This window comes from Altibacter sp. HG106 (assembly GCF_028561755.1).
In the GTDB taxonomy this organism is placed as follows: Bacteria; Bacteroidota; Bacteroidia; order Flavobacteriales; family Flavobacteriaceae; genus DFVG01.
Window position 1 is genome coordinate 434,183 of sequence record NZ_JAQQTD010000001.1, and the last position, 26,073, is coordinate 460,255.

General features: G+C 44.1%; 20 protein-coding genes. 14 read left to right on the forward strand and 6 right to left on the reverse strand.

From position 1 onward, the window contains the following. Window positions 1-24: 24 nt before the first annotated feature. The 8 genes from PO830_RS02090 (at window position 25) to PO830_RS02125 (ending at window position 11,038) form a co-directional block, all read left to right on the forward strand. Complete coding sequence (locus PO830_RS02090; RefSeq protein ID WP_272851877.1) at window positions 25-2,424, forward strand: T9SS type A sorting domain-containing protein; 2,400 nt, start codon at window positions 25-27, stop codon at window positions 2,422-2,424. A 116-nt stretch (window positions 2,425-2,540) separates the two neighbouring features. Beyond that, on the forward strand, window positions 2,541-5,420 hold the full coding sequence (locus PO830_RS02095; protein ID WP_272851878.1) for a sensor histidine kinase: 2,880 nt from the start codon (window positions 2,541-2,543) through the stop codon (window positions 5,418-5,420). Beyond that, window positions 5,389-6,132 carry a LytR/AlgR family response regulator transcription factor gene (locus PO830_RS02100; RefSeq protein ID WP_272851879.1) on the forward strand — a complete coding sequence of 248 codons (744 nt, stop codon included), beginning with the start codon at window positions 5,389-5,391 and terminating at the stop codon, window positions 6,130-6,132. Before PO830_RS02095 ends, PO830_RS02100 begins: the two co-directional genes overlap by 32 nt. 139 nt (window positions 6,133-6,271) lie before the next feature. After that, a complete protein-coding gene (locus PO830_RS02105; RefSeq protein ID WP_272851880.1) occupies window positions 6,272-8,329 on the forward strand; it encodes a T9SS type A sorting domain-containing protein in 2,058 nt (685 codons plus the stop codon). A 162-nt stretch (window positions 8,330-8,491) separates the two neighbouring features. Next, window positions 8,492-8,905, forward strand: coding sequence for a hypothetical protein (locus PO830_RS02110; RefSeq protein ID WP_272851881.1), 414 nt, complete (start codon window positions 8,492-8,494; stop codon window positions 8,903-8,905). After that, window positions 8,902-9,519, forward strand: coding sequence for a hypothetical protein (locus PO830_RS02115; protein ID WP_272851882.1), 618 nt, complete (start codon window positions 8,902-8,904; stop codon window positions 9,517-9,519). The genes PO830_RS02110 and PO830_RS02115 overlap by 4 nt, the downstream gene beginning before the upstream one ends. Further along, window positions 9,501-10,301, forward strand: coding sequence for a sensor histidine kinase (locus tag PO830_RS02120; protein ID WP_272851883.1), 801 nt, complete (start codon window positions 9,501-9,503; stop codon window positions 10,299-10,301). Before PO830_RS02115 ends, PO830_RS02120 begins: the two co-directional genes overlap by 19 nt. Next, window positions 10,298-11,038: a LytR/AlgR family response regulator transcription factor gene (locus PO830_RS02125; protein ID WP_272851884.1), complete on the forward strand. Its 741-nt coding sequence runs from the start codon at window positions 10,298-10,300 to the stop codon at window positions 11,036-11,038. Before PO830_RS02120 ends, PO830_RS02125 begins: the two co-directional genes overlap by 4 nt. Before the next feature lie 5 nt (window positions 11,039-11,043). Here PO830_RS02125 and PO830_RS02130 read toward each other — a convergent pair whose 3' ends face one another. Further along, entirely contained in the window at window positions 11,044-12,534 is a 1,491-nt protein-coding gene (locus PO830_RS02130; RefSeq protein ID WP_272851885.1) for a S10 family peptidase, read from the reverse strand. 79 nt (window positions 12,535-12,613) lie between these two features. Continuing rightward, a complete protein-coding gene (gene glyA, locus PO830_RS02135; RefSeq protein WP_272852016.1) occupies window positions 12,614-13,894 on the reverse strand; it encodes a serine hydroxymethyltransferase in 1,281 nt (426 codons plus the stop codon). A gap of 105 nt (window positions 13,895-13,999) precedes the next feature. Here glyA and fahA point away from each other — a divergent pair, with 105 nt between their 5' ends. Next, a complete protein-coding gene (gene fahA / locus PO830_RS02140; RefSeq protein WP_272851886.1) occupies window positions 14,000-15,280 on the forward strand; it encodes a fumarylacetoacetase in 1,281 nt (426 codons plus the stop codon). Between the two features lie 50 nt (window positions 15,281-15,330). Then, window positions 15,331-16,515, forward strand: a complete 1,185-nt coding sequence (locus PO830_RS02145; RefSeq protein ID WP_272851887.1) for a hypothetical protein — start codon at window positions 15,331-15,333, stop codon at window positions 16,513-16,515. Here the strand turns inward: PO830_RS02145 and ytxJ are convergent. Further along, window positions 16,512-17,045 carry a bacillithiol system redox-active protein YtxJ gene (gene ytxJ, locus PO830_RS02150; protein WP_336375857.1) on the reverse strand — a complete coding sequence of 178 codons (534 nt, stop codon included), beginning with the start codon at window positions 17,043-17,045 and terminating at the stop codon, window positions 16,512-16,514. The two genes, PO830_RS02145 and ytxJ, sit on opposite strands and share 4 nt — an antisense overlap. An 89-nt stretch (window positions 17,046-17,134) precedes the next feature. Between ytxJ and clpB the strand changes: the two genes are divergently transcribed. Next, the gene (clpB, locus tag PO830_RS02155) at window positions 17,135-19,738 is read left to right on the forward strand and encodes an ATP-dependent chaperone ClpB (protein WP_272851888.1); all 2,604 of its coding nucleotides are present in this window, start codon (window positions 17,135-17,137) and stop codon (window positions 19,736-19,738) included. A 124-nt stretch (window positions 19,739-19,862) separates the two neighbouring features. Here the strand turns inward: clpB and PO830_RS02160 are convergent, their stop codons facing one another. After that, window positions 19,863-20,723 carry a DUF4412 domain-containing protein gene (locus PO830_RS02160; RefSeq protein ID WP_272851889.1) on the reverse strand — a complete coding sequence of 287 codons (861 nt, stop codon included), beginning with the start codon at window positions 20,721-20,723 and terminating at the stop codon, window positions 19,863-19,865. Window positions 20,724-20,951: 228 nt separating this feature from the next. On the opposite strand from PO830_RS02160, the gene PO830_RS02165 reads away from it, so the two are divergent. After that, a complete protein-coding gene (locus tag PO830_RS02165) occupies window positions 20,952-22,706 on the forward strand; it encodes a redoxin domain-containing protein (RefSeq protein WP_272851890.1) in 1,755 nt (584 codons plus the stop codon). 28 nt (window positions 22,707-22,734) lie between these two features. Here the strand turns inward: PO830_RS02165 and PO830_RS02170 are convergent, their stop codons facing one another. Then, window positions 22,735-22,920 (reverse strand): CsbD family protein, encoded by a 186-nt coding sequence (locus tag PO830_RS02170; RefSeq protein ID WP_272851891.1) that lies wholly within the window; start codon window positions 22,918-22,920, stop codon window positions 22,735-22,737. Between the two features lie 259 nt (window positions 22,921-23,179). Here PO830_RS02170 and PO830_RS02175 point away from each other — a divergent pair, with 259 nt between their 5' ends. Together PO830_RS02175 and PO830_RS02180 are read left to right on the forward strand one after the other, a co-directional pair. After that, window positions 23,180-23,311, forward strand: a complete 132-nt coding sequence (locus tag PO830_RS02175; RefSeq protein ID WP_272851892.1) for a hypothetical protein — start codon at window positions 23,180-23,182, stop codon at window positions 23,309-23,311. 121 nt (window positions 23,312-23,432) lie between these two features. After that, on the forward strand, window positions 23,433-23,966 hold the full coding sequence (locus tag PO830_RS02180; RefSeq protein ID WP_272851893.1) for a SixA phosphatase family protein: 534 nt from the start codon (window positions 23,433-23,435) through the stop codon (window positions 23,964-23,966). An 18-nt stretch (window positions 23,967-23,984) separates the two neighbouring features. On the opposite strand, the gene PO830_RS02185 is transcribed toward PO830_RS02180, so the two are convergent. Beyond that, window positions 23,985-26,033, reverse strand: a complete 2,049-nt coding sequence (locus PO830_RS02185; RefSeq protein ID WP_272851894.1) for a S9 family peptidase — start codon at window positions 26,031-26,033, stop codon at window positions 23,985-23,987. Window positions 26,034-26,073 lie beyond the last annotated feature (40 nt).

Here is a 26,073-nt window from a genome sequence, read left to right on the forward strand (position 1 = left end):
AATAACAACCAAATTATTTCAATTATGAAATCCAACTATTTCATCCTATGGGTCTTCCTTTTTTCCCTATCAATTTCATTCGGACAAGCAGAGAAGAACTATTGGTTTTTTGGCAATAACGCAGGCCTTGATTTTTCTTCCGGAACTGCCACAGCGATTTCAGGGAATCTCAACACCTTTGAAGGCTGCGCTTCTATAGCATCAGCGGCCGGAGACTTATTATTCTACACCGATGGGATTACAGTATACGACCCCTCAGGAAGTCCGATGGTAAATGGGAACGGCCTGTTAGGAAACCCCTCCTCTACCTCATCAGCCATCATCGTTCCGCTTCCGAAGAGCACCACAGAGTATCTCATCTTTTCCGTAGATTTTGTGAATGGGACCAATGGCATCAATTACAGTGTGGTAGATATGGACGATAATGGAAATGGTGTCTATGATCCCGGACTCGATTTTGGTGTTATTCCGGTAGGCATGAAAAACATACGTCTTCCCGGCCCTACTGGTGAACGTATTTGTGCCGTACGACATGCGAATGGACAAGACTTTTGGGTGACCGCCACAGAGAAGGATACGAATAGATTCTACACTTACGAAGTCACCGCATGTGGTGTGAATACAACACCACAAATACAAGCTATAGGACCGGTTATGTCTGCAGGGTATTATATGAAGCACGCTCCTGATGGCGCAACGCTGGCTCGCACAGATGGTACAGCCGCAGAGGTGTACTTATACGATTTTGATACTACCACCGGTGGAATATCCAATCCGCAGTTCGTCGGAAATACCCCGGTGAGACCTTATGGGCTAGAATTCTCGCCAGACGGGAATACATTGTATTATACCGATTTTGCGAATAGCAACGGAACCGGAACTGGAAGGGTCTATCAAGTATCGATTGCACCTACCATTGGAACGCCCGTACAAATTGGGACTATCCCCAATCAGGGAGGACGCTATGCGGTGGGGGCTATGCAGCTCACACCCGAAACGCCCCCCCGAATTCTGATCACGAAAGATGGTGAGAATTCGTTAGCGGCCATTAACAACCCGAATACCGGTGGCGCATCAAATTTTGTAGCTACAGCTGTGACGCTTACTTCGGGAGCGGTAGGATATTTAGGATTGCCTACCTTTATTTCCGGAGAGGTCGCCCCATCGAGTTGCTTAGATTTTGATCCTTTCACCAATGCAGCTCCCACTATCATTTCCGCAGCAGTTAAAAATGAATTGAACAATAATTCTTTTTTCGGAAAGGATAAAGAATATGGCGATGTAGATAATGATGGGGATATCGATATACTCTACACGAAAAATGCCGATGAACTTCATATCTTAGAGAATACAGCTGGCCCGGGAGTGACGCCTGCGTACAGTGTACCGGGAACATCGGCATTTGGCCCAAATTTCCAAGCTTATAGCTATCGCTTGATAGATTGGACGGGCGATGGATGGAATGATATTTTAGTATCGGGTATTGATACGGCAACCAGCAATTCTGGAATTTGGTTGTTTATTAATAATGGGAGTGGCGGATTTCCTTCCAGCGGAATTCCATTCATCAATGCCGGACTCACCGTGCCAGATCAATATGCCTTTAGCAATCTGGATTTAATTGCTGTTGGCGATCTGAATAACGACGAACTGCCGGATATTCTTATCAGTAATCAAAGCGGTACGCTAGACGGTACCGCATATTTTGAGAATTTGAATAGCACGATTCCACCCTATTTTGATCTCACCGGCGCTCAGCTTTTTGACGGCACCAAAATTCTCAATCCCTTTCTGCCCGATAATAGCGGCAGCTACCATACCCCTGAAATTTATGATGCCGATTGCGATGGCGATCTAGACGTTCTCATTAGCGACCCCCTCTTGCCGGGCCCCACCTTTGGCGGAGGTAGAATGTATTTTCATGAAAATAACGGAAATATCTCCAGCGGCACGTTACCTGATATAAACATTACCGGAGCGGATAATCCATTTGGGTTGAACGATGACCCAGGAACTTCCTCCCCACTGGCTTGCGACTGGCTCATTACGAGAATCGTTCCATTCGTCAACCCAAACTGCCCTATTGCCATTAGTTATAACTCCTGTGATGAAGAATTTTATTTTTACGATCAGGATTGTGGTTGTGAGGGAACAGGCACATCTGTATTTGCCATCGAGGAGCATTCAGAAATTAATGATACCAAACAGGTGTATCTATACCCTAATCCGGCAGACAATTACGTTGATATTGTTAGCGAAACTCCATTAAAGCGAGTAGAAATTTATAGTATCACCGGTCGATTGATGATAACATCCCAAAATTCGGATACGACAATCGATATTGAAAAGTTACCCTCCGGAATCTACTTTGTTCGTATCACCACAAACAATCTTACAAAAACGACACGATTGATCAAATCTTGAAAAAGATAAGAAATCCATTTTTTTATTGATTTCACCACAGCGGAAATTGGCCTGAAAAATCAGGTCAATTCTTTCTATGGAATGCAAACCAGTTCAATTTAACTACATTTACCCTAATGCACCGTAGAATACTACTAATAGGTCTCCTACTTCCATGGCTACTTTGGGGACAACGGGAATATCAATATGCTACGTCCAATGGACTGCCTTCCAATACCGTCTACGATATTGTGCAAGATAGTGCCGGTTTCATTTGGATTGCTACCAGTAAGGGGGTCGTAACATACGATGGCACTTCCTTCAAAACCTTCACGGTACAGGACGGGCTTCCCAACAATGATACATGGAAGCTAGAGGTAACGCCCGATGGGCGTGTGTGGTATGTTTCTAAAAGTAACCGACAAGGCTTTATTGCGAACGACAGTATCTACAGTTTCCCGCTAGCGGACAATTCGGTTATTAGTCCCAAATGTTTCGGAGTCACAAACCATGGAGTATCCTTATATGGGGGTGGGACATTTGTTCTTAAGCAGAACTCTTGGAAAAAAACCCTCCCGCTTACAACCGATGACGGGGTTAATGCAGCAATACATTTGAATGACAGCATTGTAATCAATAAGACGCAATCACATTTTGAAATCTACTTACATAAAAATCAGCAACTAACGAAAATAAAGAGCATTCAAACAAACACCAATTTTGATTCCTTGAATATTCGATCAGCGTCTTACGGGATCTATCACAACCTGATCTGGCAGATGCTTGATTACGGGTTGTTATTAGTGAACCTAGAACGTGATGCGTATCGCATCATTCCGATGAAGAAGAACAAGAAGAAAGGAATCCAATATGTATGGGCGAATGATGCTACAATTCAATGGAAAGTTGGTGATCAGCTTCAAATCTTTTCCCATGGTTTGCAAACCTTAGAAACCATCACGCACGATGATCTTAGGGATTATTCACGTGCTATCAAAGACGACCAAGGAAACCTATGGATGACCAGTCTATACAAAGGAATCAAGATGATCCCAGCCATAAGCTTACATACGAATCAATATTTTGAGGGTAAGAAGGTGCAGGCCTTGTCACTTTCAGAGGACACACTTTTAATTGGAGTAAGAAACGAGCCTTTGCATAGTAACGTTCGTGGGGCGCTTACCCCTACGAATTTAATTGCCGAAGGCAATATTTACCATATCAAAACGAACTCGGGCCACGGTACTTATGTGTTGGGGGCTACACAATCAGCAGCTGAGAAAAACACCATCTTCCGCAGCGAGGTATATGAAGATGAACGCAAGCGTTTTGGCACTAAGCACGATCATCCCGCAGGCTTTATTGATCTTTATGAAGGCGAAACGTTTCACTATGTACTAACCCATGACTTTGTCGTAACAAAAAAAGCAGACGACCCCTATTTCAAAACACTGCAGAACTTTAGCGGAGGTGTTTCTATGATCCAATATCAAGATCAACTAATCCTCTTGGCAAGTGATGGTTTACACCGTATCGATAAGGATACCATACTTCCCTTTCATGAACAAAACAGGAATCGACCCATACCATACTTAAGTGCCACCCTGCATGAAAATAAACTGCTCCTTGGCACAGACGGTTTTGGTGTTCATGTACTGCAAGGAGATCGTATTTTTCCGATTCCCTCCACCCACGGACTGTCGGTAAATCGCACCATTTATAAAGACGGGCATCTTTGGCTGGCCACCCAAAAAGGAATTCAAGTATTGAAGCTACAGCCGACGCTAGAAGCGTCTGAGATTGTAGATTCTTATTATCAGTCAGACGGCCTCCTAGATCGCAATGTGAATGACATTGCTATTCGAGACAGTACCCTGTTCGCGGCAACCGATCTGGGGTTGTCTGAGATAAATTTAAACGACACTCGATACAGAACAAAACCCACCCTTTATTTTGAAACAGATTTAGACAGTATGGTGCTTCCCTACCGAGATGCGCAATCGCTTTCTATCGCTTTCAACACCTTAGAGTACACCAACCAAAACAACCTCGTATACTATTATCGCTTATCGCCAGAACAAGAGGAATGGCAAACGGCACAGAATAGAGAGGTAACTTTTGTGAGTTTAGCACCAGGTGCCTATCAGCTCGAGGTACGGGTGATCGACCAACACCACAATTTTTCCACGCGCAGGCTACCGCTCACCATAGTACCGTTGTGGTGGCAAACCAAGTGGTTCCGCTACCTATTGATTGGAGCCTCGCTGTTGATACTTATGGGGATCGGGTTTCTTTTTTACAGGCAGATAAAAAGACGTGAACAAATAAAATCGGAACGACATCAAAAAATTTCACGCTTAGAATTACAGGCGCTACGGTCGCAAATGAATCCTCATTTTGTGCATAACTCCTTACATGCCATCCAATTTTTCGTACAGCGGAATGAGGTTGCCCTCTCTGAAAAATATCTTTCACAATTTTCCAGATTAATTCGACAATTCTTTGAATATTCTCGCGTCCAATCAGTAACGCTTTCCGAAGAGATTGAACTCCTGAGAAATTACCTCACTATTGAAAAAATGAGGTTTGAAGAAAAGTTGGCCTATACGATAACCATTGACCCCTCATTAGCAACAGATCGTATCAAAATTCCTTCTATGCTATTGCAGCCCTTAGTTGAAAATGCCATCAATCACGGAATTTTTCACAAGGAAACGCAAGGGACCGTAACACTTCATTTTATAAAGGAGCAGGAAAATATATTAAAAATCATTGTGGAAGATGATGGCATCGGGATCCTGGAAGCTAGAAAATTAAACGAAAAATTACGAAAAGACGGAACTTCCAACTCCACGCAGGTATTGAATGAACGCATGGCCCTGCTTAAACAGGAAGATCGCTGGAACATCACCTTTTTGGTGGAAGATCTCAATCAATACAAGGGTAAAACAGGAACAAGAATAACGTTAACCATAGCCATAAAATATGAAGATAACAGCCTATCTGGTAGACGATGAACCCAAAGCATTGGCCATTCTAGAAGATAAACTTAAACGTCTCTGTACGCACGTGACCATCATCGGCAGTACGCAAAAACCTGCCGTGGCGCTTCAGCAAATTCCTGAGCTGTCGCCCGATCTCGTTTTTTTGGATGTTGCCATGCCCAAACTCAATGGTTTCGAATTGCTAGGAGAATTTGGATCACCAACTTTTGAAATCATTTTCGCCACAGGTTTCGATGAGTATGCTATCGATGCCATTAAGCACTGTGCTATTGGCTACCTCATAAAACCTATCGATAATGATGAGTTGATCGCGGCGGTGAATATCGCTACGGAAAACATTGCTGAAAAAAATGCGCTTGTCAAAAACCGTCAACTTATAGAGAATTTGAGTGTCAAGCGATTTCAGGATCGAAAAATCGTGATTCCTACTCAGGAAGGGCTAGAGTTCTTAGACATTAATACCATCACAAATTTCGAGGGAGTTGAGGGGTATACGCGAATTCACCTTAAAAATTCCCCTTCTTTACTGAGCTCTCAAAATATTGGACACTTTGTGAAATCCTTAGAAAATACAGATTTCTTTCAAGTACATAAGTCGCATTTGGTCAATCTAAATTATATCGAACGATATCTCAATCAAGGGTATCTTATTATTGGGGAACTTAAAATTCCGGTATCTCGAGGTAGAAGAAACGAGTTTCTTGAAATGATCCGTACCTTCTGAATTTCATCTTCACCTAAAATACAGGTCCTATATTCAAAAATACGTTTCCTGTCATGAACGGTACTGATGATCAATTGTTTATTTCATTAACCTTCTTATAATGAGAGATTTGTGCTGTTAACCATAAATTTCTCTCATTATGAATTCAATTACTATTTTTCGATGGCTGGTGCTGTGTTGTACCACCCTCGTAACAACCGCCACATTTTCGCAATCTTTTTGTGAAGATTTCAGCAATCCCTCCTCAACGGCTCCCGTGGGGAATGCTTGTACAGGAGTGTATCAACCCGGTATGCTCGACAATTGGGGGGCTCAAAATATTGACGCCTTACAATACACCGACGTCAATAGTCAAGGTGGCTCTGGTGACTTCTATTTATTTTTGGATGATGGTTCCTGCGGAAATGGCGGAACGGTTGCCTTTAATGATGTTGACTATTCCGGAAACTGGCTTACTATGGTACCTCAAGAAGAGGGCTGTTTTTGCTTCGACTTGCGTGTTTTCTTTATTGCCACCGGAACCATTACCGGATACAATAGCCTCCGTATCTATAACGGTCCCGATCCGGGCAGTTCTACTGTTTCAGCGGTCTTTACGCTAACAACGCCTATTGATGTTAGTCAAGGTTGGGTGCGTATCTGCGCCCCCATTGCACTGAGTAGCGGAGGTGTATTACCTGGTAACGCCGATGGTCAATGGACCGTGAATACCGGAAATGCAGCCGACTGGGATACGCTGGTACAAAACGTGGGGTCTTTAGCTTTTGGCGTTGACGTAGCCGGTGGCGATGAACGCTGGGGTATTGATAATATCTGTATTAGTGAAAAGTGTGACGCCACCGTTGGGGGCGAACCAGAGCCTACGCCCGATGGCGCCTTTTGCTGCGATGAAAGCGAAAACCTCGTAAACAACGGAAACTTTGAATTTGGTAATACGGGCTTTGCAAGTAGCTATACGCAAAACGCCGCAACCCTACCCGGACAGTATGATGTTACCAATTCGGCTGCCGCCTTTGGTACTACGGTTACCGATCATTCGTTCTGTGCCGATCCAGTTGCCTACCCAAATAACGATCAATTCTTACTTGTAAATGGTAGAACCACGCAAGCGGCTGGAAGCAGTAGCGTGATCTGGAGACAGAGCGTGACCCTCGATCCTGAAAAAGAATATCGCTTCTGCGCAAACTTCAAAAACCTTCCGCAGTGTACCTTCGATATTTTACCACAACTAACCATTGAAACGAGTAGCGGGTATACACAAACGCTCACGGTCAATACCGATCCTTCCGATCCATGTGACTGGCAAATGGAAAGCTTCTGTTTCCGGGGCGATCAGCGTACTGCAATTCGCATCCGACTTGCAGAAGATGGCTTGGGCGATGGTAATGATTTGGCCATTGATGATATCTCGGTACAGGAATTGGTGGATCCCAACCTCAGCATTACTGTGCAACATCAGGGGAATCCACAACAAGTAACCGGTTCTTTAAATACCATTAGCACCGCCGATGACGTGCTTCCATACAACCCAGATATTTGCCAGGAGCCTTGGTACTGGTACGTTATTACTTTAGATAGTGCCAGCGGAGGTTCTTTTGTGATTGATTTTTCTGAACCTTTTGGATGGGGAAATAATACTGGTTACAGCCTGTTTAACCCTTCCACTTCCGGAACGACACCGTGGAATCTAACCACAAACTTTCTTCCGTTTCCGTTTCAACAAAACACCTTGTATCTAGTGGGAATGACGACACCTAGTTGTTGCGAAGATTGTACCGACGATGGGTTTACCTATCAGGTGATCTACAACAATCAAGCCCCTATGGGTGTTGAGGAAGGTCTTACCCAAGCGCAAAAAGACTGGATTCGATCCTGGCTAGGAACGTATGGTAGTGTGTTCGGGGATAAAGCTTCTTTACCTTCTGAAAATAGTGAGAACGTACTCGAAATGAGAACGTCTGCGGTAGCTTCGGAAGTGATGGTATATCCTAATCCGGCCAAAGAAGTACTTCATATCACTAATAACAATGCCTCCAGCATTCAGGCTGCCACGATTGTTGATGTGAATGGAAAGCAAGTGCAGCAACTAAGCGCTCCTTATTCCGAAGCGAACATTGAGCACCTTACTTCAGGCTTATATTTTATTCACCTCAAGATGAATGATAGTATCATTAGTAAGAAGTTTATTAAAGAATAACTATCAGTAATAAGGGATTCCACTCGATTTTGAGTGGAATCTTTTTTTCACGTTAGGTGAATCGCGATACACGCGTTCGAAAGCATACCCTGTGGGTAGTATCCTACACGAGAAGAACTGCCGAGAATTAATTCTATCTTTAAAAGATTAAAAACCAACAATATGAAAAATTACATCTTAACTAGCGCATGCCTCATTTGTTTGTTTCTATTGCAATCCTGCTGTTGTAACGACGCCGATGAACCTACAGGGCTCATTGATTGTTCTATTGCGGTAGAAATGAACGAAACCTACCTCAGTTCGAATCCCGGAGCCACCGGCGATGTGACCTTCGACTTTAAAGAAATGCAAGATTACTTCTGTAAGATAGAAGAAGTTGCCAAAGACAGCAGCTACACCAATCTTGGGTTTCGGGTGTATTTTGCAGAAACAGACGGACCCAACGGAGTTAGGGTCAATACGGTGTTTTTTGCGCCCACCTACGAATCGGGCGGGAATACATTTGTGATGACAGAGCTGCTTAAAGACCATGGTGACATCGGAAATAACGGTGGTGACATTAACTGTAATCCATGATTCTGGCCCTTCAAATAATACTTTATGGCGTGCAATGCTTTGCCTTTGGTACTGCGGTTTATCGTCGCCGTATCAACCGTGAGGGATTGCAACGCCATTTTGTTTATTATTTGGGGTTCGTCTTACTTACAGAAGCCACGGCCAATATCTTGCGAAGAGGATTTGACATCAGCAACCTTCCCGTATATAACTTTTTTACGATCTTCAGCTTTCTCTTCTTTTTCTACTGGTTCTATACCCATCTGCGCAATACTTTCGTCTTGTGGTTTTCAGGTGGTTTTATTATCATGACCGTATATAATCTGACTGTGGCAAATCCGTTGCAAGAATTTCTATACCTCACTCTTTATTCGGGTTCCGTTTTGATTTTAATTTTTGTCATCGCGTATTTTTACAGCTTATTAAATGCCAAAGAGTCCATACACTTCCACAAAATTCAAGCTTTTTGGATTTGTACCGGATTGCTGATTTACTACATTGGAGTGTTACCTTTAATGGCGCTGCTAAGGCTTTCCGACTTTAATCCGGTTCATTTTCAGTTCGCCATAACCATCTTAAACATATTTCAATACGCGCTCATCGCTAAAGGCCTCTTATGCTCGCCGAAACAATAGATACCTACGTACTGCTTACCTTTGTGGCGATTGGCATCATGCTCGCCCTGGTATTTCTGTTCGCGGTATTTCTGAATAAGAAGAATCAATTGATCAAAGAAAAGGCCACGCTGGAACTCGAATACCAAAAACGCATGTTTCAGACAGAACTGAAAGCACTGCGCGCCCAATTAAATCCGCATTTTGTGCATAACAGCCTAAATGCTATCCTTTACTACGTGCAGCAGAACGATGTTGATAAATCCGAAAAATACCTTTCTACCTTTTCTAAACTAATCCGTCAGTACTTTGAATATTCTCGTAAGCAGGAAGTTACTCTTGCCGAAGAAGCCGACTTGCTTCAAAACTATCTTGACATCGAAAAGCTTCGGTTTGAGGAAAAACTTCAATATCATATTGAAATAGACCCCACCCTGGATGACCAGGAACTTTTCTTACCGTCCATGCTCTTACAACCGTTGGTAGAAAACGCCGTGAATCACGGGGTGTTCCATAAAAAAGGATTAGGCAAAATTAAGATTCAATTCACTGCCTTGAAAGGGAAGAACGGACTAAAAGTGACTGTCTCAGATGATGGAATTGGCATGAATGCTTCTAAGAAAATATATCAGCAAAGCAACAGTTCCCATCGCTCTAATTCTTCTCAGGTTCTACAAGAGCGGTTACAATTATTGAAAGAATCTAACAACTGGGATATTACCTATAAGGCGATTGATCTGGCGAATGCTTCCGAAGAAAATGGCACTCAGGTAACCCTAACGATAAAACCCATTCCAGCATGATCAAAGCATTTCTCATAGACGATGAACCAAAATCGATTGCCATCCTCCAAAATAAACTAGAGCGATTTTGCAAAGACGTAACCGTTGTTGGGAGCACCCAAGACCCCACACAGGCTAAAAAACTTCTAGCCACGCATCAACCCGATCTCGTATTTCTGGATGTCGCCATGCCCGAAATGAGTGGTTTCGATGTGCTTCAGACCATCGAAGAACCCACCTTTGAGTTGATTTTTGCCACTGGATTCGATCAATACGCCGTGGAAGCTATTAAGCACTGTGCCATTGGATACCTCGTAAAACCAATAGATAACGATGAACTCATGGCTGCCGTGCAAAAAGCCCGTGAGAATATTTCAGAAAAAACAGCTTTACAAAAGAATCGAGCCTTGATCGATAATTTGCAGATCACCAAATTTCAGAATAAAAAGGTGGTCGTGCCTACCCAAGACGGTCTCGAATTTTTGGCGATTGGCGACATACTTCACTGCGAAGGGAAAGACGGCTATACCCAACTGCACTTCACCAATCGAAAGCCTATTCTAAGCTCTCAAAATATTGGTCATTTTGCCAAAATGTTCGATCAGCAGGAGTTCTTTCTGGTACATAAATCGCATCTGGTCAACCTGCATCATATCGATAAATACCTGAACGAAGGCTACCTGCTCATTCGAGAACATAAAATACCGGTTTCCAGAAATCGTCGCGCCAATTTCTTAGAGGTGATTCGAAATCGATAAGTCAGTTAGTACTTAGCCGATTTCCCCTTGGCTTGGGTGTTGTTAATAAACGCACGGAGGTCGTTATTGGCGCTCTCCAGATCGGCTCTGCGCAAATACATCATATGACCGCTGCGATATCCTTTAAAGCTTAATCGATCTTTCATCTTCCCGCTAGGGTCGATATTCCACATGGTATATTTAGCATTGAAATATGTCGTCGCTCCATCGTAGTACCCAGATTGAAACATAACATTCAAATAGGGGTTCTCTGCCATGGCCTTGCGCAAACCATCACGCACATTATTATTTGTACGGTCCCAGGGATGCACAGGGCCAAACATATTGTACTTAATGTCGGTTTTAAAATTGAGATGTTCGCGAATGTAATAATTGATCGCCGGCGTAAAGGAGTGTAACCAGGAGGTAAGCTCGGCGCTGTAATCGGGTCCATCTCCGGCATCGGTCTTATCGATTCCCAAATACCGAGAATCCAAACGTCCGATAGTATAGCCATCGCGATCGCGACGTAGTTCTTTCCAGAAAAAGCGCGTGGGTATGTCTAGATTATTTTGCAAGATCACCTTCTTTGAGAGTCCGGTATACTCAGCCATCTTATCGGCGACTTGATTTTTTTCTGTTTCACCAATAAAACCACCTTTGGCTAGTGCCGGCATCAACGTATTAACCGCATACTGCTCCACTTCGGGCAACATTTCGGTTAAGTCCTTTTGCTGAAGTCGCGAGGGAAGCATTTCGTGAAACCAGGCAGCCGCCGCAAAGTAGGGAAGGTTTAATGCCGAAGAGACTGCGGGATCACTTTCAAACACCTTGTAATCGGCCGGAGACACCATAATGACACCGTTTAAGTACATCCACTGCGCTTCCTGAAGTTCTAAAGCAAGACCAGCCACGCGTGTTCCTCCGTAGCTTTCACCTATGAGGTATTTCGGTGAACTCCAACGATTGTGACGCGACATAAAGGTAGTTAACCATTCGGCCAGATATTCAATATCGGCATTGATTCCGAAGAACTTCTTTCGATCTACGTCCTTACCGTTGGCAGGAATGGTACGGGAATAGCCAGTGTTCGCCGGATTGATAAACACAATGTCGGCCACATCCAATACCGAATAGGGATTGTCTTGAATTCCATAGGGTTGAACCGGGTATCCTTCTTCATCTATTTTCAGAACCTTTGGACCGGTATACGCAATGTGCATCCAAACGGAAGCCGATCCCGGACCTCCGTTGAAGGATATCAATAAAGGACGCTCGGTATTCGCTTTTCCATTGGTACGTTTATAATAAGTGTAGAACAAACTGGCGATGGGCTCCCCCATGTCGTCCCAAACCGGTTGTGTTCCGGTGGTGGCCGTATAATTTACATTGGTTCCATTTATGGTTGCCGAATGCGTGGTAACAACAGTCGTGTCGATAGGAAGGCTTCGTTCTTGTGCAGTGCTTCCGAAGACAATAAAAAGAGTAAGAATAGTGAGTACGTAGTATCTTGTCATGGTTGTATTTTTAGTGTTCTAAAAATACAAAATTGTCTATTACTTCCCTTCCAGGCAGGGCGTAATTAACATTAACTGTCTAGCCCTCGTTTGCAAACAACGGCTTTCCTTCCATCATGCCATTCACTTTTTCAGCCACCGCCTCGAGACGAGCATCATCCTCATGATTCTCAATTACTTCATCGATTAGCGCCACGATGTGCTTCATATCGTTTTCTTTCAATCCGCGTGTCGTCACCGCAGCGGTTCCTATGCGAATACCGCTAGTCACGAAGGGAGATTTATCATCAAACGGCACCATGTTCTTATTAACGGTGATCTCTGCTTTCCCTAAGGCTTCTTCTGCTTCTTTTCCGGAGATGTTTTTATTCCGAAGATCGATCAACATCATATGGTTGTCGGTACCTCCGGAAATGATCTTGTAGTCTTTCTCCACAAAGGCCTCAGCCATTACCGCAGCATTTTTCTTTACCTGTACCATATAATGTAAAAAGTCGTCGGTTAGGGCTTCGCCGAAAGCGATCGCCTTCGCCGCAATGATATGCTCTAAGGGTCCGCCCTGATTGCCGGGAAAAATACCGCTATTGAGTAAGGAAGACATCATTTTTGGTTTTCCGCTTTTTAGCGTTTGCCCAAATGGGTTTTCGAAATCCTTCCCCATTAAAATCAATCCGCCACGAGGTCCGCGCAAGGTTTTATGCGTGGTGGTGGTGACTACATGACAATGCGGAATAGGATCTGCGATAATTCCTTTGGCAATGAGCCCAGCCGGATGCGCGATGTCTGCCATCAATATCGCACCTACTTTATCGGCTATTATCCGAAATTTCTCATAATCAATTTCACGTGAATATGCAGATGCTCCCGCAATAATCATTTTCGGTTTTTCGCGCAAGGCAATCGCCTCAATAGCATCGTAGTCTAGCAAACCCGTTTGAGCATCCACCCCGTAAAAGACGGGACGGTACAGCTTTCCTGAAAAATTCACCGGAGAACCGTGCGTCAGGTGTCCGCCATGCGACAAGTCGAACCCTAGAAAGGTGTCTCCGGGATTCAAGCAGGCGGCAAAAACGGCCGTGTTGGCTTGAGAACCACTATGCGGCTGCACATTGGCGTATTCGGCCCCAAACAGCGTTTTCGCCCGATCGATCGCGATCTGCTCTACTTCATCTACCACTTCGCACCCTCCGTAGTAGCGTTTTCCGGGATAGCCTTCGGCGTACTTATTAGTAAGAACAGAACCCGCAGCTTCCATGACCTGCGGACTCACAAAATTTTCAGAAGCAATTAGTTCTAATCCATTGAGTTGGCGTTCTTTTTCTGCTTCAATAAGCTCAAAAATTTGGTGGTCGCGTGCTATCATTTTTTCCGAATCGTTAATAAAATCCAAAAATAGTAAATCCTTAAGGTTACTACAGAAGAAATCCTATATTTGATTAACATTTTTACCAACAAAAAAACAATCATGCCCTTAACTGCAAACGACCCTTCAAGAAAAACGTGGCTTCCTGTTCCGGCAGAAAGTGATTTCCCTATTCAAAACATTCCCTTCGGAGTGTTTCTAACACGTGATGACATCATTACCATTGGCACGCGTATTGGAGATACCGCCATTGATCTGGGGGCCTTACACCAACTGGGCTATTTTGAAGGAATTGACCTTACCGACGATATTTTTTTACAGGACAGCTTGAACGACTTCATCGCCGATGGACGCAAAACATGGCGCCTGGTCCGGAATCGGATTTCGGATCTATTTCTCGAAGATAATCCAACCCTTCGCGATAATGAGGAACATCGTAAAGAAGTATTATTCTCAATGGACGAAATTGAAATGCAGTTGCCCGTAGATGTAGGAGACTATACCGATTTTTATGCGAGTAAAGAGCACGCTACCAACGTAGGCTCGCTATTTCGCGATCCGGAAAATGCGCTCTTGCCCAATTGGCTGCACATCCCTATTGGATACCACGGAAGAAGTTCATCCATAGTTCCTTCAGGAACCCCTATCAAACGACCTGTTGGGCAAATGAAGCCCGGTGAAGACGGAACGCCCGGATTTGGCCCCTGCAAGCTATTGGACTTCGAATTGGAGATGGCCTTTATTACCACGGCTACTAACGATTTGGGAAAACGTGTGCCCATTGATGAAGCGGAAGAGAATATCTTCGGACTTGTTTTATTTAACGATTGGAGCGCTCGTGATATTCAGGCTTGGGAATATGTACCGCTAGGGCCATTTTTAGGAAAGAGCTTTGCCTCTACCATTTCGCCCTGGATCGTTACACTCGATGCCTTACATCCTTTTAAAGTGGAAGGCCCGAAACAAGAGCCAACGCCGCTACCCTATCTGCAACACAAAGGGAAGAAAAATTACGACATACACTTGCAAGCCATTATTCAACCCGAAGATGGTGAAGAAACCATCGTAGCCAATTCCAATTTTAAGTACATGTATTGGTCGATGGCCCAACAGCTTGCTCACCATACTGTAAATGGTTGTAACGTTCGCAGTGGTGATATGATGGGAAGCGGAACCATCTCGGGACCCACGCCAGACAGTTACGGTTCTATGCTAGAGCTGAGCTGGAAGGGAACCAAACCACTTACTTTGAACGACGGTTCTCAACGTAAATTCATCAACGATCATGACACTGTTATTCTTCGTGGATATTGCCAAAATGAATCGGTACGAATAGGTTTTGGTGATTGTAGCGGAAAAGTACTTCCTGCTCGGGATCTGTAGTTTGGCACAGCTATTGAAAATCTCTTCATAGAACCAAAGGAGATTTTAGTATGAAAGCAAACTACTTTTTCGTAATCGTCATCCTCCTTTTCGCAGGATGTAGCAGTGTAAAACGCACCCAGAAAATGGTGGCTCGCGGGGCCTATGACCAAGCCATCGAACTGGCCGTAAAAAAGCTTCAGAAAGACCCAACCTCCGACCGCAGCGAGGCGCAGAAGCTATTGTTAGAAAAAGCCTATCAGCATGCGGTAGCAGAAGATCAGCGGCAATTGGCCAAACTTACGTTAGCCGACACTCCCGTTTTTAGTAGAGAAATTTATTATACCTATCTCGATCTCGACGCCAGGCAACGAGAAATTAGACCCCTACTACCGCTCTATAGCGCTACGGAAGGGAGAAATTTGGACTTTAAAGTTGTGGATTACTCTCAGGAGCTCGAGGACGCGCGGCAGGCCTATATAGCCTATTTATATTCGGAGGCTTTGTATTATTTTGAGCTGCAATCTATTTCCGATTACCGCACGGCATATCATATATTTTGTGAAATTGAAGAGCTCGCGCCAAATTACAAAGAGACGCGACACCTTCGCGATGAGGCACGTGCCTTCGGAACCGATTATGTGATCGTTTCCTTGTCGAATCAGAGTGGTGCCTTTTTGCCGTACCGTTTGGAGCGAGAACTTCTCGATATGAATACCTACGGACTCGATACTTTTTGGACGGTATTTCACGAAAATGCAGTCTCAAATACCAATTATACGTATGCCGTTGAGTTGCGATTACGAGAATTATGGGTTTCACCAGATCAACTTTCAGAGGAAACGTTTCGACGGGCCAGGCAGGTGGTAGACGGCTATGTAGATCGACTTGATCGAAACGGAAATATTGTTCGCGACAGTCTTGGAAACCCGATACGTGACGAGCGCCGAATTACCGTTCGCGCCAGCGTTACCTATACCCAACAACAAAAAGTGGCGCGTTTGGGAGGTACTTTGATTTTTAGAGATCTATTACGACAACAACAAATAGATCAATATCCTATAGGAAGTGAATTTGTATTTGACAATCGATTTGCCCGATTTCGGGGAGATGAACGAGCCCTCACCCAAGAAGATTTACAGTTTATTTCCGGTCGTTTTATTCCTTTTCCTTCCGAAGAGCAACTGCTTTTGGATACTGGGTATCAATTGAAGGAACAACTGCGGGAGCAACTTACCAATGGCGCGTTTGATTAAGACAGGTACGGCTGCAGCGCTGTAGCATCGATACTGTGATGCGAACTTTGATGTACCACCTCTCGGTTCTTGAGGATGATCAATTGCGGACTCTCATGTGGAACTTGCAATATTTCCGAAACCCCATTGGAGACATCACGGTGATTCAACAAATCTAAATAATAGAGCTTGGCTTGCTCGTCTGTCAACGTATAAGCCTTTTCAAATTGCTTGTACACCATTCTGCTAATGCCACATCGGGTAGAATGCTTGAAAATGGCAACCGGCTGCTGCTCCGATTCCTGCAAAAGTTGGTCTATTTGTTCGGTTTCTGAAAGCACATGCCACGGGGTTTCTACGATCTCTTCTTTGGCGACATCCCGCTGCGATTTATTTAAAAAGTTGAATAGTCCCATATCTATTATAATTTCTGTAAAAATACAGCTAATCACGAATTTTTCTCTCAAGGAAATCCTAAATCCTTTTCTTCCGCTGGCGGCACATGTAACCCGCGTCAGAATGACCGCTAAATATTCGTTAATGTACGTCATAATGACTGTTAAAACCAGTGATTTGCAGACACTTTGTCTTATCTTTAAGATGGTCTGAAAATTGACTGGGTAAGTGAAAAAGAAACGATATGAATTTCAATAATTTCACTATAAAATCACAGGAAGCGGTGCAGCGTGCTCAGCAACTAGCACAGGCTTCAGAACATCAGCAAATTGAGAATGAGCATTTGCTGAAAGGTATTTTGGAGGTAGATGAAAATGTCACACCCTTTTTGCTCAAAAAGCTTGAAGTGAACGTAGACCTGATCTCCAAAATTTTAGAGAAACAATTAGAGAGTTTTCCGAAAGTGAGTGGCGGCGATATAATGCTCTCACGTGAAGCTGGAAAAACGATTTCAGAAGCAGGCATTCAAGCTAAAAAAATGAATGACGAGTTCGTGAGTGTCGAACACTTACTGCTAGCTATTCTGAAATCTAAGAGCAGCGTCGCTCAGAGTTTAAAAGATCAAGGTGTTACTGAAAAAGCACTGATCGCTGCTATTGAGGAATTACGAAAAGGAGATCGAGTTACCTCCCAAAATGCCGAAGAAACCTACAACGCGCTTTCGAAATATGCCAGAAACCTAAATCAACTTGCCCGCGACGGGAAATTGGATCCGGTTATTGGAAGAGATGAAGAAATACGAAGAATACTTCAGATTCTCTCCCGCAGAACCAAAAACAACCCTATGTTGGTGGGTGAACCCGGAACGGGTAAAACGGCAATAGCAGAAGGCTTAGCACACCGTATTGTAGATGGCGACGTTCCTGATAACTTGAAGTCGAAAGAAATATTTTCGCTAGATATGGGAGCCCTCATTGCGGGAGCGAAATTTAAGGGTGAGTTTGAAGAGCGGCTTAAAGCTGTTATCAAAGAAGTGACCGGAAGTGATGGCGACATTGTCTTATTTATTGATGAGATCCATACCCTTGTGGGTGCGGGTGGCGGACAAGGCGCCATGGATGCCGCAAACATATTAAAGCCCGCTTTGGCCCGGGGAGAATTACGTGCTATCGGGGCCACCACCTTAGATGAGTATCAAAAATACTTTGAGAAGGATAAGGCATTAGAACGACGTTTCCAGAAGGTAGTGGTAAATGAACCGGATACGGAAAGTGCTATCTCTATTTTACGCGGTATCAAAGAAAAGTATGAAACGCATCATAAAGTACGAATTAAGGATGAGGCGATCATCGCGGCGGTAGAACTGTCGCAACGTTACATCACCAATCGGTTTTTGCCTGATAAGGCCATCGACCTGATGGATGAGGCTGCTTCGAAGTTGCGAATGGAAATTAATTCGAAACCAGAAGAACTCGATGTGCTGGATCGTAAGATAATGCAACTGGAAATAGAAATAGAAGCTATTAAACGCGAAAAAGATGAAGTTAAGCTGAAGTCACTTCGTGCAGATCTGGCTAACTTAAAGGAATCACGCAACGAATTGAATGCGCGATGGCAAAGCGAGAAAGAAGTAGTGGACCGTGTGCAGCAAACCAAACAGCTAATTGAAGAATTGAAACTCGAAGCAGAACGCGCCGAGCGTGAAGGAAACTTCGGAAAAGTGGCTGAGTTGCGGTACGGAAAAATTAAGGAGGCACAAGAGACACTGGCTTCCATGGAAACGCAACTCGCCGAAAACCAAGATGGAAACACCTTGATAAAAGAGGAGGTTACCAACGAAGACATTGCAGAAGTCGTGGCTAAATGGACAGGCATTCCAGTGACGAAAATGCTTCAAAGTGAACGCGAGAAACTGCTAACCCTTGAAACCGAACTACACAAACGTGTAGTAGGCCAAGACGAAGCGATTATCGCTGTAAGTGATGCCATCCGAAGAAGTCGCGCCGGACTGCAGGACGAGAAAAAGCCAATTGGATCGTTTCTATTTTTAGGAACAACGGGAGTCGGTAAGACCGAATTGGCAAAAGCGTTAGCTGCCTATTTATTTGATGATGAAAATGCCATGACCCGGATCGACATGAGTGAATACCAGGAGCGACACAGCGTGAGTCGGCTTGTAGGAGCTCCTCCAGGATATGTTGGCTATGATGAGGGCGGACAACTAACGGAGGCCGTTCGAAGACGCCCTTATTCGGTAGTTCTTTTAGACGAGATCGAAAAAGCGCATCCGGATACCTTTAACATTTTGCTACAGGTATTGGATGAAGGGCGACTGACCGATAACAAAGGGCGGCTGGCAGATTTCAAGAATACCATCATTATCATGACAAGTAATATGGGAAGCGCTATTATTCAGGAAAAATTTGAAACGATCAAAGACCCTGATACCGCGATGGAAGGTGCAAAACAGGAAGTATTAGGCCTACTAAAGCAGAGCGTTCGACCGGAATTTTTGAACCGAATTGACGATATAGTGATGTTCACGCCGCTGTCGAAAGAAGATATCACGGCGGTCGTACAATTACAGCTTCGGAATGTCACTAAAATGTTGTCCAAACAGGGAATCACCTTAGACGCTACCGATGAGGCAATTGCCTACTTAGCCGAAAAAGGGTTCGATCCGCAATATGGAGCGAGACCTGTGAAGCGAGTGATTCAGCGGGAAGTACTCAACCAACTTTCCAAAGAAATACTTGCGGGAAAAATAACGACCGAAAGCATCATATTAATCGACAATTTTAATGATGAACTGGTCTTTAGAAACCAAAACGATCTGGTTACCCACTAAACTAGACAGGTTTGGGTTCGCCTGCCGGAAGTGAGATACCCGGAAATGCAACCCTATATTTGGTTGGTTAGTCCACCCGTAGCCGCTTGGTTACGGGTGGTTTTTTTGTTAAAATGAAGTTCTTCTACTGGAAATCTGATTTCCGAATGGTGACGTCTTTTTTCTCTAAGGCCACGCAGCTCATCTTCATATCATTGCGACTTGAGTTCTTGTCGTCCATATCCATTTCCATCATCATCCCTTCTACATCTCCTTTCATCAACCAGTCGGGATTAAAGTCTTCTGGCATCTTATCGCTGCCGAACATGTCGGTAAAGCTCACAGGTGCGTCAAAGGTAATGTACATTACGTATTTGTACTCTTCGTTTTCCATCTGATACCCTTCACAATCGTATCCTAAAATTGTTTTCCCGGGTATCTCTTTAATCGTATAATCTTCATAGTCGCTTTCTTCTGTGGCAGCATCAACAATTCCTTTGGGCAACTTCGTCGCCATTGCCATCTTCGTTCCGCCTTGATCCATAAACATGACCATCTTATTAATTTTGGTGTCATAGACCATGAAACTCGGACTCACCGATTCACCATCTTGATAAAATTGCGCTCCCCAATAGGCGGCATCCTTTTTTAAATAATACTCCATTTCCATATTATTTCTAGAGCGCGGCGATACCATCTTCAAGCGATACACCCATTCAAAATCATAGACTGCAGGAACAGCTTCCATCCCACCCATGCCGATAGGCATCGTAGAGCTACTGCGTCGTTCGCGTTTCTTTTTGGTGCTAGTAGTTTCGTCTTCCTCCAGCACTTCATCCACGGCTTCGCCGGTTTTTTCTGCAGCTTTGTTGGAAACCTTTCGTTCGATCGTATTTTCCACACTTCGTTCCACACTTTTAGTAAGCTTTTTAAAGAACTGAGCGTTGATTTGGGTAAGCGGCGCCATGATGAGTAGAGCCACAATGAGGAGTTTGGTACGTTTCATAAGTAAGAGTTAATTAGTTTAATATTCTGAAGCACAACTTACTACATATGACAATAACAACCAAGGGATATACGCTGAGATTATCACAGGGTTTTTCTTGCCCTCTTCGGAAAAATCCCCCTGGAGGGATGCTGAGGGCCCGCTATGTCTAAAACTTGTAGCGCCCGTGAAATACTTTCGCAATCCCATTCACAACGAATAATTCTGTATTTTCGCCCCATGAAAATCATGTATCGCGTTTTAGTATGCTGCCTGCTTTGGCTTAGCATGAGCTGTGAAAATGCGCCTTCTGGCCCTGTTCAAGATAGTCGTCAAAACGATTACGCGCTGTTTGACGCTAAGGGTGGATTTCATCGGTTTTCACGATATAACGACCAAAAAGCCATCGTGCTCTGGATACAAGGCAATGGCTGCCCCATCGTTCGGAATGCGATGTCGGATTTCAAACAGCTCGTAGCTGACTACGCTTCCGAACCTTTTGTGTTCTTCATGCTGAACAGTCAGTTGCAAGACGATCGCCACGAAGTGAAGGAAGAAACTCAGGCGTATGATTTTCCGGTGCCGGTGCTTATGGACGATGCTCAATTGCTGGCGGAAGCGCTCGATATTACGCTTACTTCAGAACTGATCATCCTTCACCCCACCACCCGTAACGTCCTGTTTCGAGGGCCCATCAACAACCGACTTGATTACGAAGCACAGCGCCCTCCCACCGAAACCTATGCTCGAGAGGCCTTGGATGCGATTTTAAACGACACTCCACTCCCCGAATCTACCGCCATGGCCAAAGGATGTACGGTGAGTAGAAGGTCGCAAATGAGAGAAGAGACCTTCACCTATACCGATGATATTGCTCCCCTACTCACCAACCATTGTGTACGCTGTCATAAAGACGACGGCCTTGCGCCGTGGTCAATGACCGACTATCAGACCATAAAAGGATGGTCTGCTACCATAAAGCAAGTATTGCTAAGCAAAAGAATGCCTCCTTGGAAAGCCGATCCGCATATAGGTGCATTTGAGAATAACTTTTCTCTAGCAGACAGCAGCGCCTATACGCTATATCGATGGATTGAAACAGGAATGGAACGCGGAGCAGGAAGCGACCCCCTCGCGGAACTTCCGCAGAAAACAGAGAAATGGCCGTTGGGAGTTCCTGATACCATAATTACCTTGCAACCCGAAAAAATTCCGGCGACCGGTATCATTCCTTATCGCTATCAAACATTTTCATTAGGGCTCACAAAAGATACCTGGTTACAAGGTGTAGGCATCCAACCAGGGAGCACCAAGGCCGTCCATCATATTGTACTTACCAATAAAGAAACGAACAAAAAAAGTAGGGTCGTTAACCGTCCGGCGCGACCTTGGACTGATAACTACATTGCGCTGGGGGGAGGAATCGATCAAAACACTTCATTTCCGGAAGGCACCGGAGTTTTTCTAAAGAAAGGAACCCAACTAACCATTCAAATTCATTATACCCCTACCGGAAAAGTGGAAGAAGACGTCACCCAACTTGGTTTTTATTATTACGAAACGCCACCTGAAAAAGAATTTTACGCGCTCTCGCCGTCGAATACGAATTTCACTATTCCTCCCTATGGAGAAAAAGTTGCACTGCAAGTTGCCGATACCCTCACAGAAACCATTGACATCCACTACTTGGTACCGCATATGCATTATCGCGGTAGTAGCATTAAAATGTCGGTTGTTACCCCTTCTGGTCAACAGAATACCTTGATTTCGGTTCCAGATTATAATTTTAACTGGCAATATTTATACAAATTGAAACAACCCGTACGAGTAGAAAAAGGGTCGGTGATTTTAGTGGAAGGAACCTATGACAACTCCTGGCAAAACCCACTCAATCCGGATCCGTCCCAAGAACTACATTTTGGAATTCAGAGTACCGATGAAATGTTAATAGGATTTCTCAATTACACCTTGGTGGACGAACATAAAAAAACCCCCATCGAATGATGAGGGTGGTTTTGGTATTTTAGGTAGTTTACCAACTAGAGATTTCTCGTTTGATATCTTCTTTCGTTTTGCCGGTCTTTTCTTGAGCCCGACCTACTAGTTCGTCAAACTTTCCTTCAGAAAAGGTTTCATCGTCATTGGCTTGAATGCCATATTCCTGTTTCATTTTTCCTTTAATCTGGTTCCACTTTCCTTTTAACTGTTCAGAATTCATAGCGTTATTATTTATTGTTAGAATTATATACAAGATACATAGCATCAACTGCACTTAGTAATAAAGAAAAGCCAAAGATTAGGAACAAAATGTTATTGTTTTACCAAATCACTATTTACTAGACAGCCGAACAATTTAATCATACAAAGCTACATTTCAGCATCTTAAAGCAACAATTCAAGAATAGTAAGCAACATTAGTTGTAACAAAATCTTAATTGACTCGTCTATTTAGTACATCAATCAAATAAAACTTTAAGATGAAAACCAACACCAATACCATGAAAACAAAACTTCAACCCAAAAGAAATCAGGCTTTGGCCGTGTATGTAGCTTCTGTAACCTTAGTGGTTCTATCGTATACGCTAATCACCGCCTCTCAGTACCTGTAACACACATCCTCTGAACGTTTCTATAACTTCAGAGGATTTTTTACGTTCCGATCAACTATTTATTTTGAATTAGAATAGAAACCACTTCGGTGGTTTTTGTATTTTTAAAAAAATTTTGAACGTGAAAAAGCTCCTATTCTTTCTTATCCTTAGCAGCTGTTGTATGTCGAATGGCAATGCACAAACTGCAAATGATTCAATTACCACTGCATCGCCCATAGAAATTACCACCTATTATCTAATTCGTCATGCCGAAAAAGACCGAAGTAATCCGAACAATTCGGATCCTGAGTTGACCAAAAAAGGATTTTTCCGTGCCGAGAATTGGGCAGAAGTGCTTGCGGAAGTGCCGCTGGACGCTGTTTATTCCACAGAATACACCCGCACGCTCATGACGGCCTCTCCTACCGCAAAGAGTAAAAACCTGGAAATTACCACCTACAACCCCAACGATTTAAACAATCCCTTTTTTCAAGAAGCTACGAAGGGGAAGACGGTGCTGGTAGTGGGGCACAGCAATACAACCCCTCAATTTGTCAATAAAATAATTGGAGAAGAACGGTATGCCTCTATGGACGATACTAATAATTCAAGCCTCTTTATCGTAACCAAAGCGGGGAACCAAACTTCCGTTCAGGTGTTAAAGATTAATTAGATTGCGTTCTTGCTAGCGCTATTTCTCTTCGGAATCTTCTTTGTCAAATTTGTCGAACCACGCGATCGTGTGCGCAACTTTAGTGATCAAATTACTGGGGCGCGAAGCGATTCCATGAGACGCCTCCGGAATCTCAACCAATACTGTTTCGATCTTCCGAAGCTTCAACGCATGATATAATTGCTTTGCTTCACTGGGAGGCGTTCGCAAATCGTTCATCCCTACCATGACCATGGTGGGAGTTTCTACATTGCCAACCAACGATATCGGCGAAAATTTCCAGTAGGTTTCAAAATTTTCCCAGGGCTGTCCAGGATAGCGTGAATTTGCATACCCGTAGTAATTGTCTGCCACCAGGGTTTTACTGATCCAATTCATTACCGGCTTCGCCACAACGGCTGCCTTAAAGCGATTGGTCTTACCGATGATCCATGCGGTCATAATCCCTCCGGCACTTCCTCCGGTAACGTACAAGCGATCGGGGTCTGTTTTTTTGCGAGCGATAACAGCTTCTACACCGTCGATGACATCGTTGTAGTCTTCCCCGGGATAATTGTTATATAGCAAATTCCCGAACTCTTCACCATAACTGGTGCTTCCTCTTGGATTCGGATAAAATACCATATACCCCGCTGCCGCGTACAATTGCATTTCGGCAGAGAAATGCGGACCGTAATTTAGAATAGGGCCTCCGTGATTTTCGACAATCAATGGATATTTCTTGCGTTTATTAAAATCTGGCGGATACATGATCCATCCTTGTAATTCTCTACCATCTACCGAAGAAGTATATCGAATTTCATCTACCTTCGCCATCAGGCGATAGTCCAAAAGGTCTCTATTAAGATTTGTAATAAGGGTGGGATTCATATTTCTTTTACTCACAATCGCCACGTCGGCAGGGCGGTCTGTGGTAGATAAGGTATACGCAATGGTACCGTTCTTGGAAAGGGAAAAGCTACCACTTGCATAGGGTCGTCCTAAAGTAGTTCCTCCCACATTATCTACCAGATCGGTTACCTTCCCGTTTAGGTCTATGTACCCAATTTTGGTTTTGCCAATATCGTTATACTGAATGTACAGTCCTTTACTATCGGAAGCCCACTGAGCATCTGAGATACTTCGGTCTAAACCGCCAGACAAAACCCGCTGGTTATTCCCTCGAGCATCCATGAGATGCAATTTTCGCGTTTGATAGGCCTGAACCTTATCTTCAAAACCAATGTACGCAAGGTGCTTCCCATCGGGCGAGATTATTGGGGAAGCATCGGGACCGGGACGATCCGTGAGTTGCTCGTATAGTAAGGTGTTCGTATTTATGGCATATACTTCACTGTTTCGGAAATCGTATTCCCAGTCCTCGTTCAAATTCGTTGACAAGTAAATTCGCTGGCCATCGGGAGACCAAGATAAACTTCCGCGATAATTGCGTTCGCCTTCCGTGAGCTGTCGGGGGGATCCTCCTTCCGAAGGAATCGTAAAAAGATGATAAAACCCCGGAGTGATATAGCCCGCACCATCTGCCTCATGTTTGAGTCGGTCTGTAATTCGTGGCGAATCGGCCCATTTCGCCCCTTTAGGCTTCGATGGCATTTTCGCCAATACGGGAGGCTTCGCCTTCACCTTCATGCTAAACGCTAACTGCGATCCGTCTGGAGACCAGGTAAGGGACGAAGGAGACCCCTCTAATTGGGTAAGTTTCGCCAGGGCACCAGATTCCATCCAGTACAAATAAATCTCACTACCTTCCTCGGTACTTCGTACAAATGCGACCCGATCGCCGGAAGGCGACCAGCGTGCAGAACGCTCGCTGCCCTCCAGTGCAGTGAGCTTGTGGTGAATCTTTTGATCGTTGACGCTAACGATCCATAAATCTCCAACAGCGCGGTCTTTCATGATATCGAAACCAGTTCTTCGGTAGATGACGTGAGTGCCATCAGGTGAAATCTGAGGGTCTCCGGCATATTCAAGTTCGAAGACATCTAAGGGTTCAAATTTTTTCTGAAGTTGCGCCTGTAGTGAAGTCACTGCTAGCAAAAAAGATAGGAGAATTGAAATGCGTTTCATAGAAGAAGTTTTGTCAAAGCATAAAGATACTTTATCTTCT

What these genes read in the sequence shown, in the direction of transcription:
- PO830_RS02130 (WP_272851885.1), bottom strand. Translation starts at nt 12,534, where the DNA reads ATGACAAGATACTACGTACTCACTATTCTTACTCTTTTTATTGTCTTC.
- PO830_RS02115 (WP_272851882.1), top strand. Translation starts at nt 8,902, where the DNA reads ATGATTCTGGCCCTTCAAATAATACTTTATGGCGTGCAATGCTTTGCC.
- PO830_RS02125 (WP_272851884.1), top strand. Translation starts at nt 10,298, where the DNA reads ATGATCAAAGCATTTCTCATAGACGATGAACCAAAATCGATTGCCATC.
- PO830_RS02165 (WP_272851890.1), top strand. Translation starts at nt 20,952, where the DNA reads ATGTATCGCGTTTTAGTATGCTGCCTGCTTTGGCTTAGCATGAGCTGT.
- PO830_RS02100 (WP_272851879.1), top strand. Translation starts at nt 5,389, where the DNA reads ATGAAGATAACAGCCTATCTGGTAGACGATGAACCCAAAGCATTGGCC.
- PO830_RS02120 (WP_272851883.1), top strand. Translation starts at nt 9,501, where the DNA reads ATGCTCGCCGAAACAATAGATACCTACGTACTGCTTACCTTTGTGGCG.
- PO830_RS02110 (WP_272851881.1), top strand. Translation starts at nt 8,492, where the DNA reads ATGAAAAATTACATCTTAACTAGCGCATGCCTCATTTGTTTGTTTCTA.
- PO830_RS02090 (WP_272851877.1), top strand. Translation starts at nt 25, where the DNA reads ATGAAATCCAACTATTTCATCCTATGGGTCTTCCTTTTTTCCCTATCA.
- PO830_RS02145 (WP_272851887.1), top strand. Translation starts at nt 15,331, where the DNA reads ATGAAAGCAAACTACTTTTTCGTAATCGTCATCCTCCTTTTCGCAGGA.
- PO830_RS02095 (WP_272851878.1), top strand. Translation starts at nt 2,541, where the DNA reads ATGCACCGTAGAATACTACTAATAGGTCTCCTACTTCCATGGCTACTT.
- clpB (WP_272851888.1), top strand. Translation starts at nt 17,135, where the DNA reads ATGAATTTCAATAATTTCACTATAAAATCACAGGAAGCGGTGCAGCGT.
- PO830_RS02185 (WP_272851894.1), bottom strand. Translation starts at nt 26,033, where the DNA reads ATGAAACGCATTTCAATTCTCCTATCTTTTTTGCTAGCAGTGACTTCA.
- PO830_RS02175 (WP_272851892.1), top strand. Translation starts at nt 23,180, where the DNA reads ATGAAAACCAACACCAATACCATGAAAACAAAACTTCAACCCAAAAGA.
- PO830_RS02105 (WP_272851880.1), top strand. Translation starts at nt 6,272, where the DNA reads ATGAATTCAATTACTATTTTTCGATGGCTGGTGCTGTGTTGTACCACC.
- PO830_RS02160 (WP_272851889.1), bottom strand. Translation starts at nt 20,723, where the DNA reads ATGAAACGTACCAAACTCCTCATTGTGGCTCTACTCATCATGGCGCCG.
- PO830_RS02170 (WP_272851891.1), bottom strand. Translation starts at nt 22,920, where the DNA reads ATGAATTCTGAACAGTTAAAAGGAAAGTGGAACCAGATTAAAGGAAAA.
- ytxJ (WP_336375857.1), bottom strand. Translation starts at nt 17,045, where the DNA reads ATGACGTACATTAACGAATATTTAGCGGTCATTCTGACGCGGGTTACA.
- fahA (WP_272851886.1), top strand. Translation starts at nt 14,000, where the DNA reads ATGCCCTTAACTGCAAACGACCCTTCAAGAAAAACGTGGCTTCCTGTT.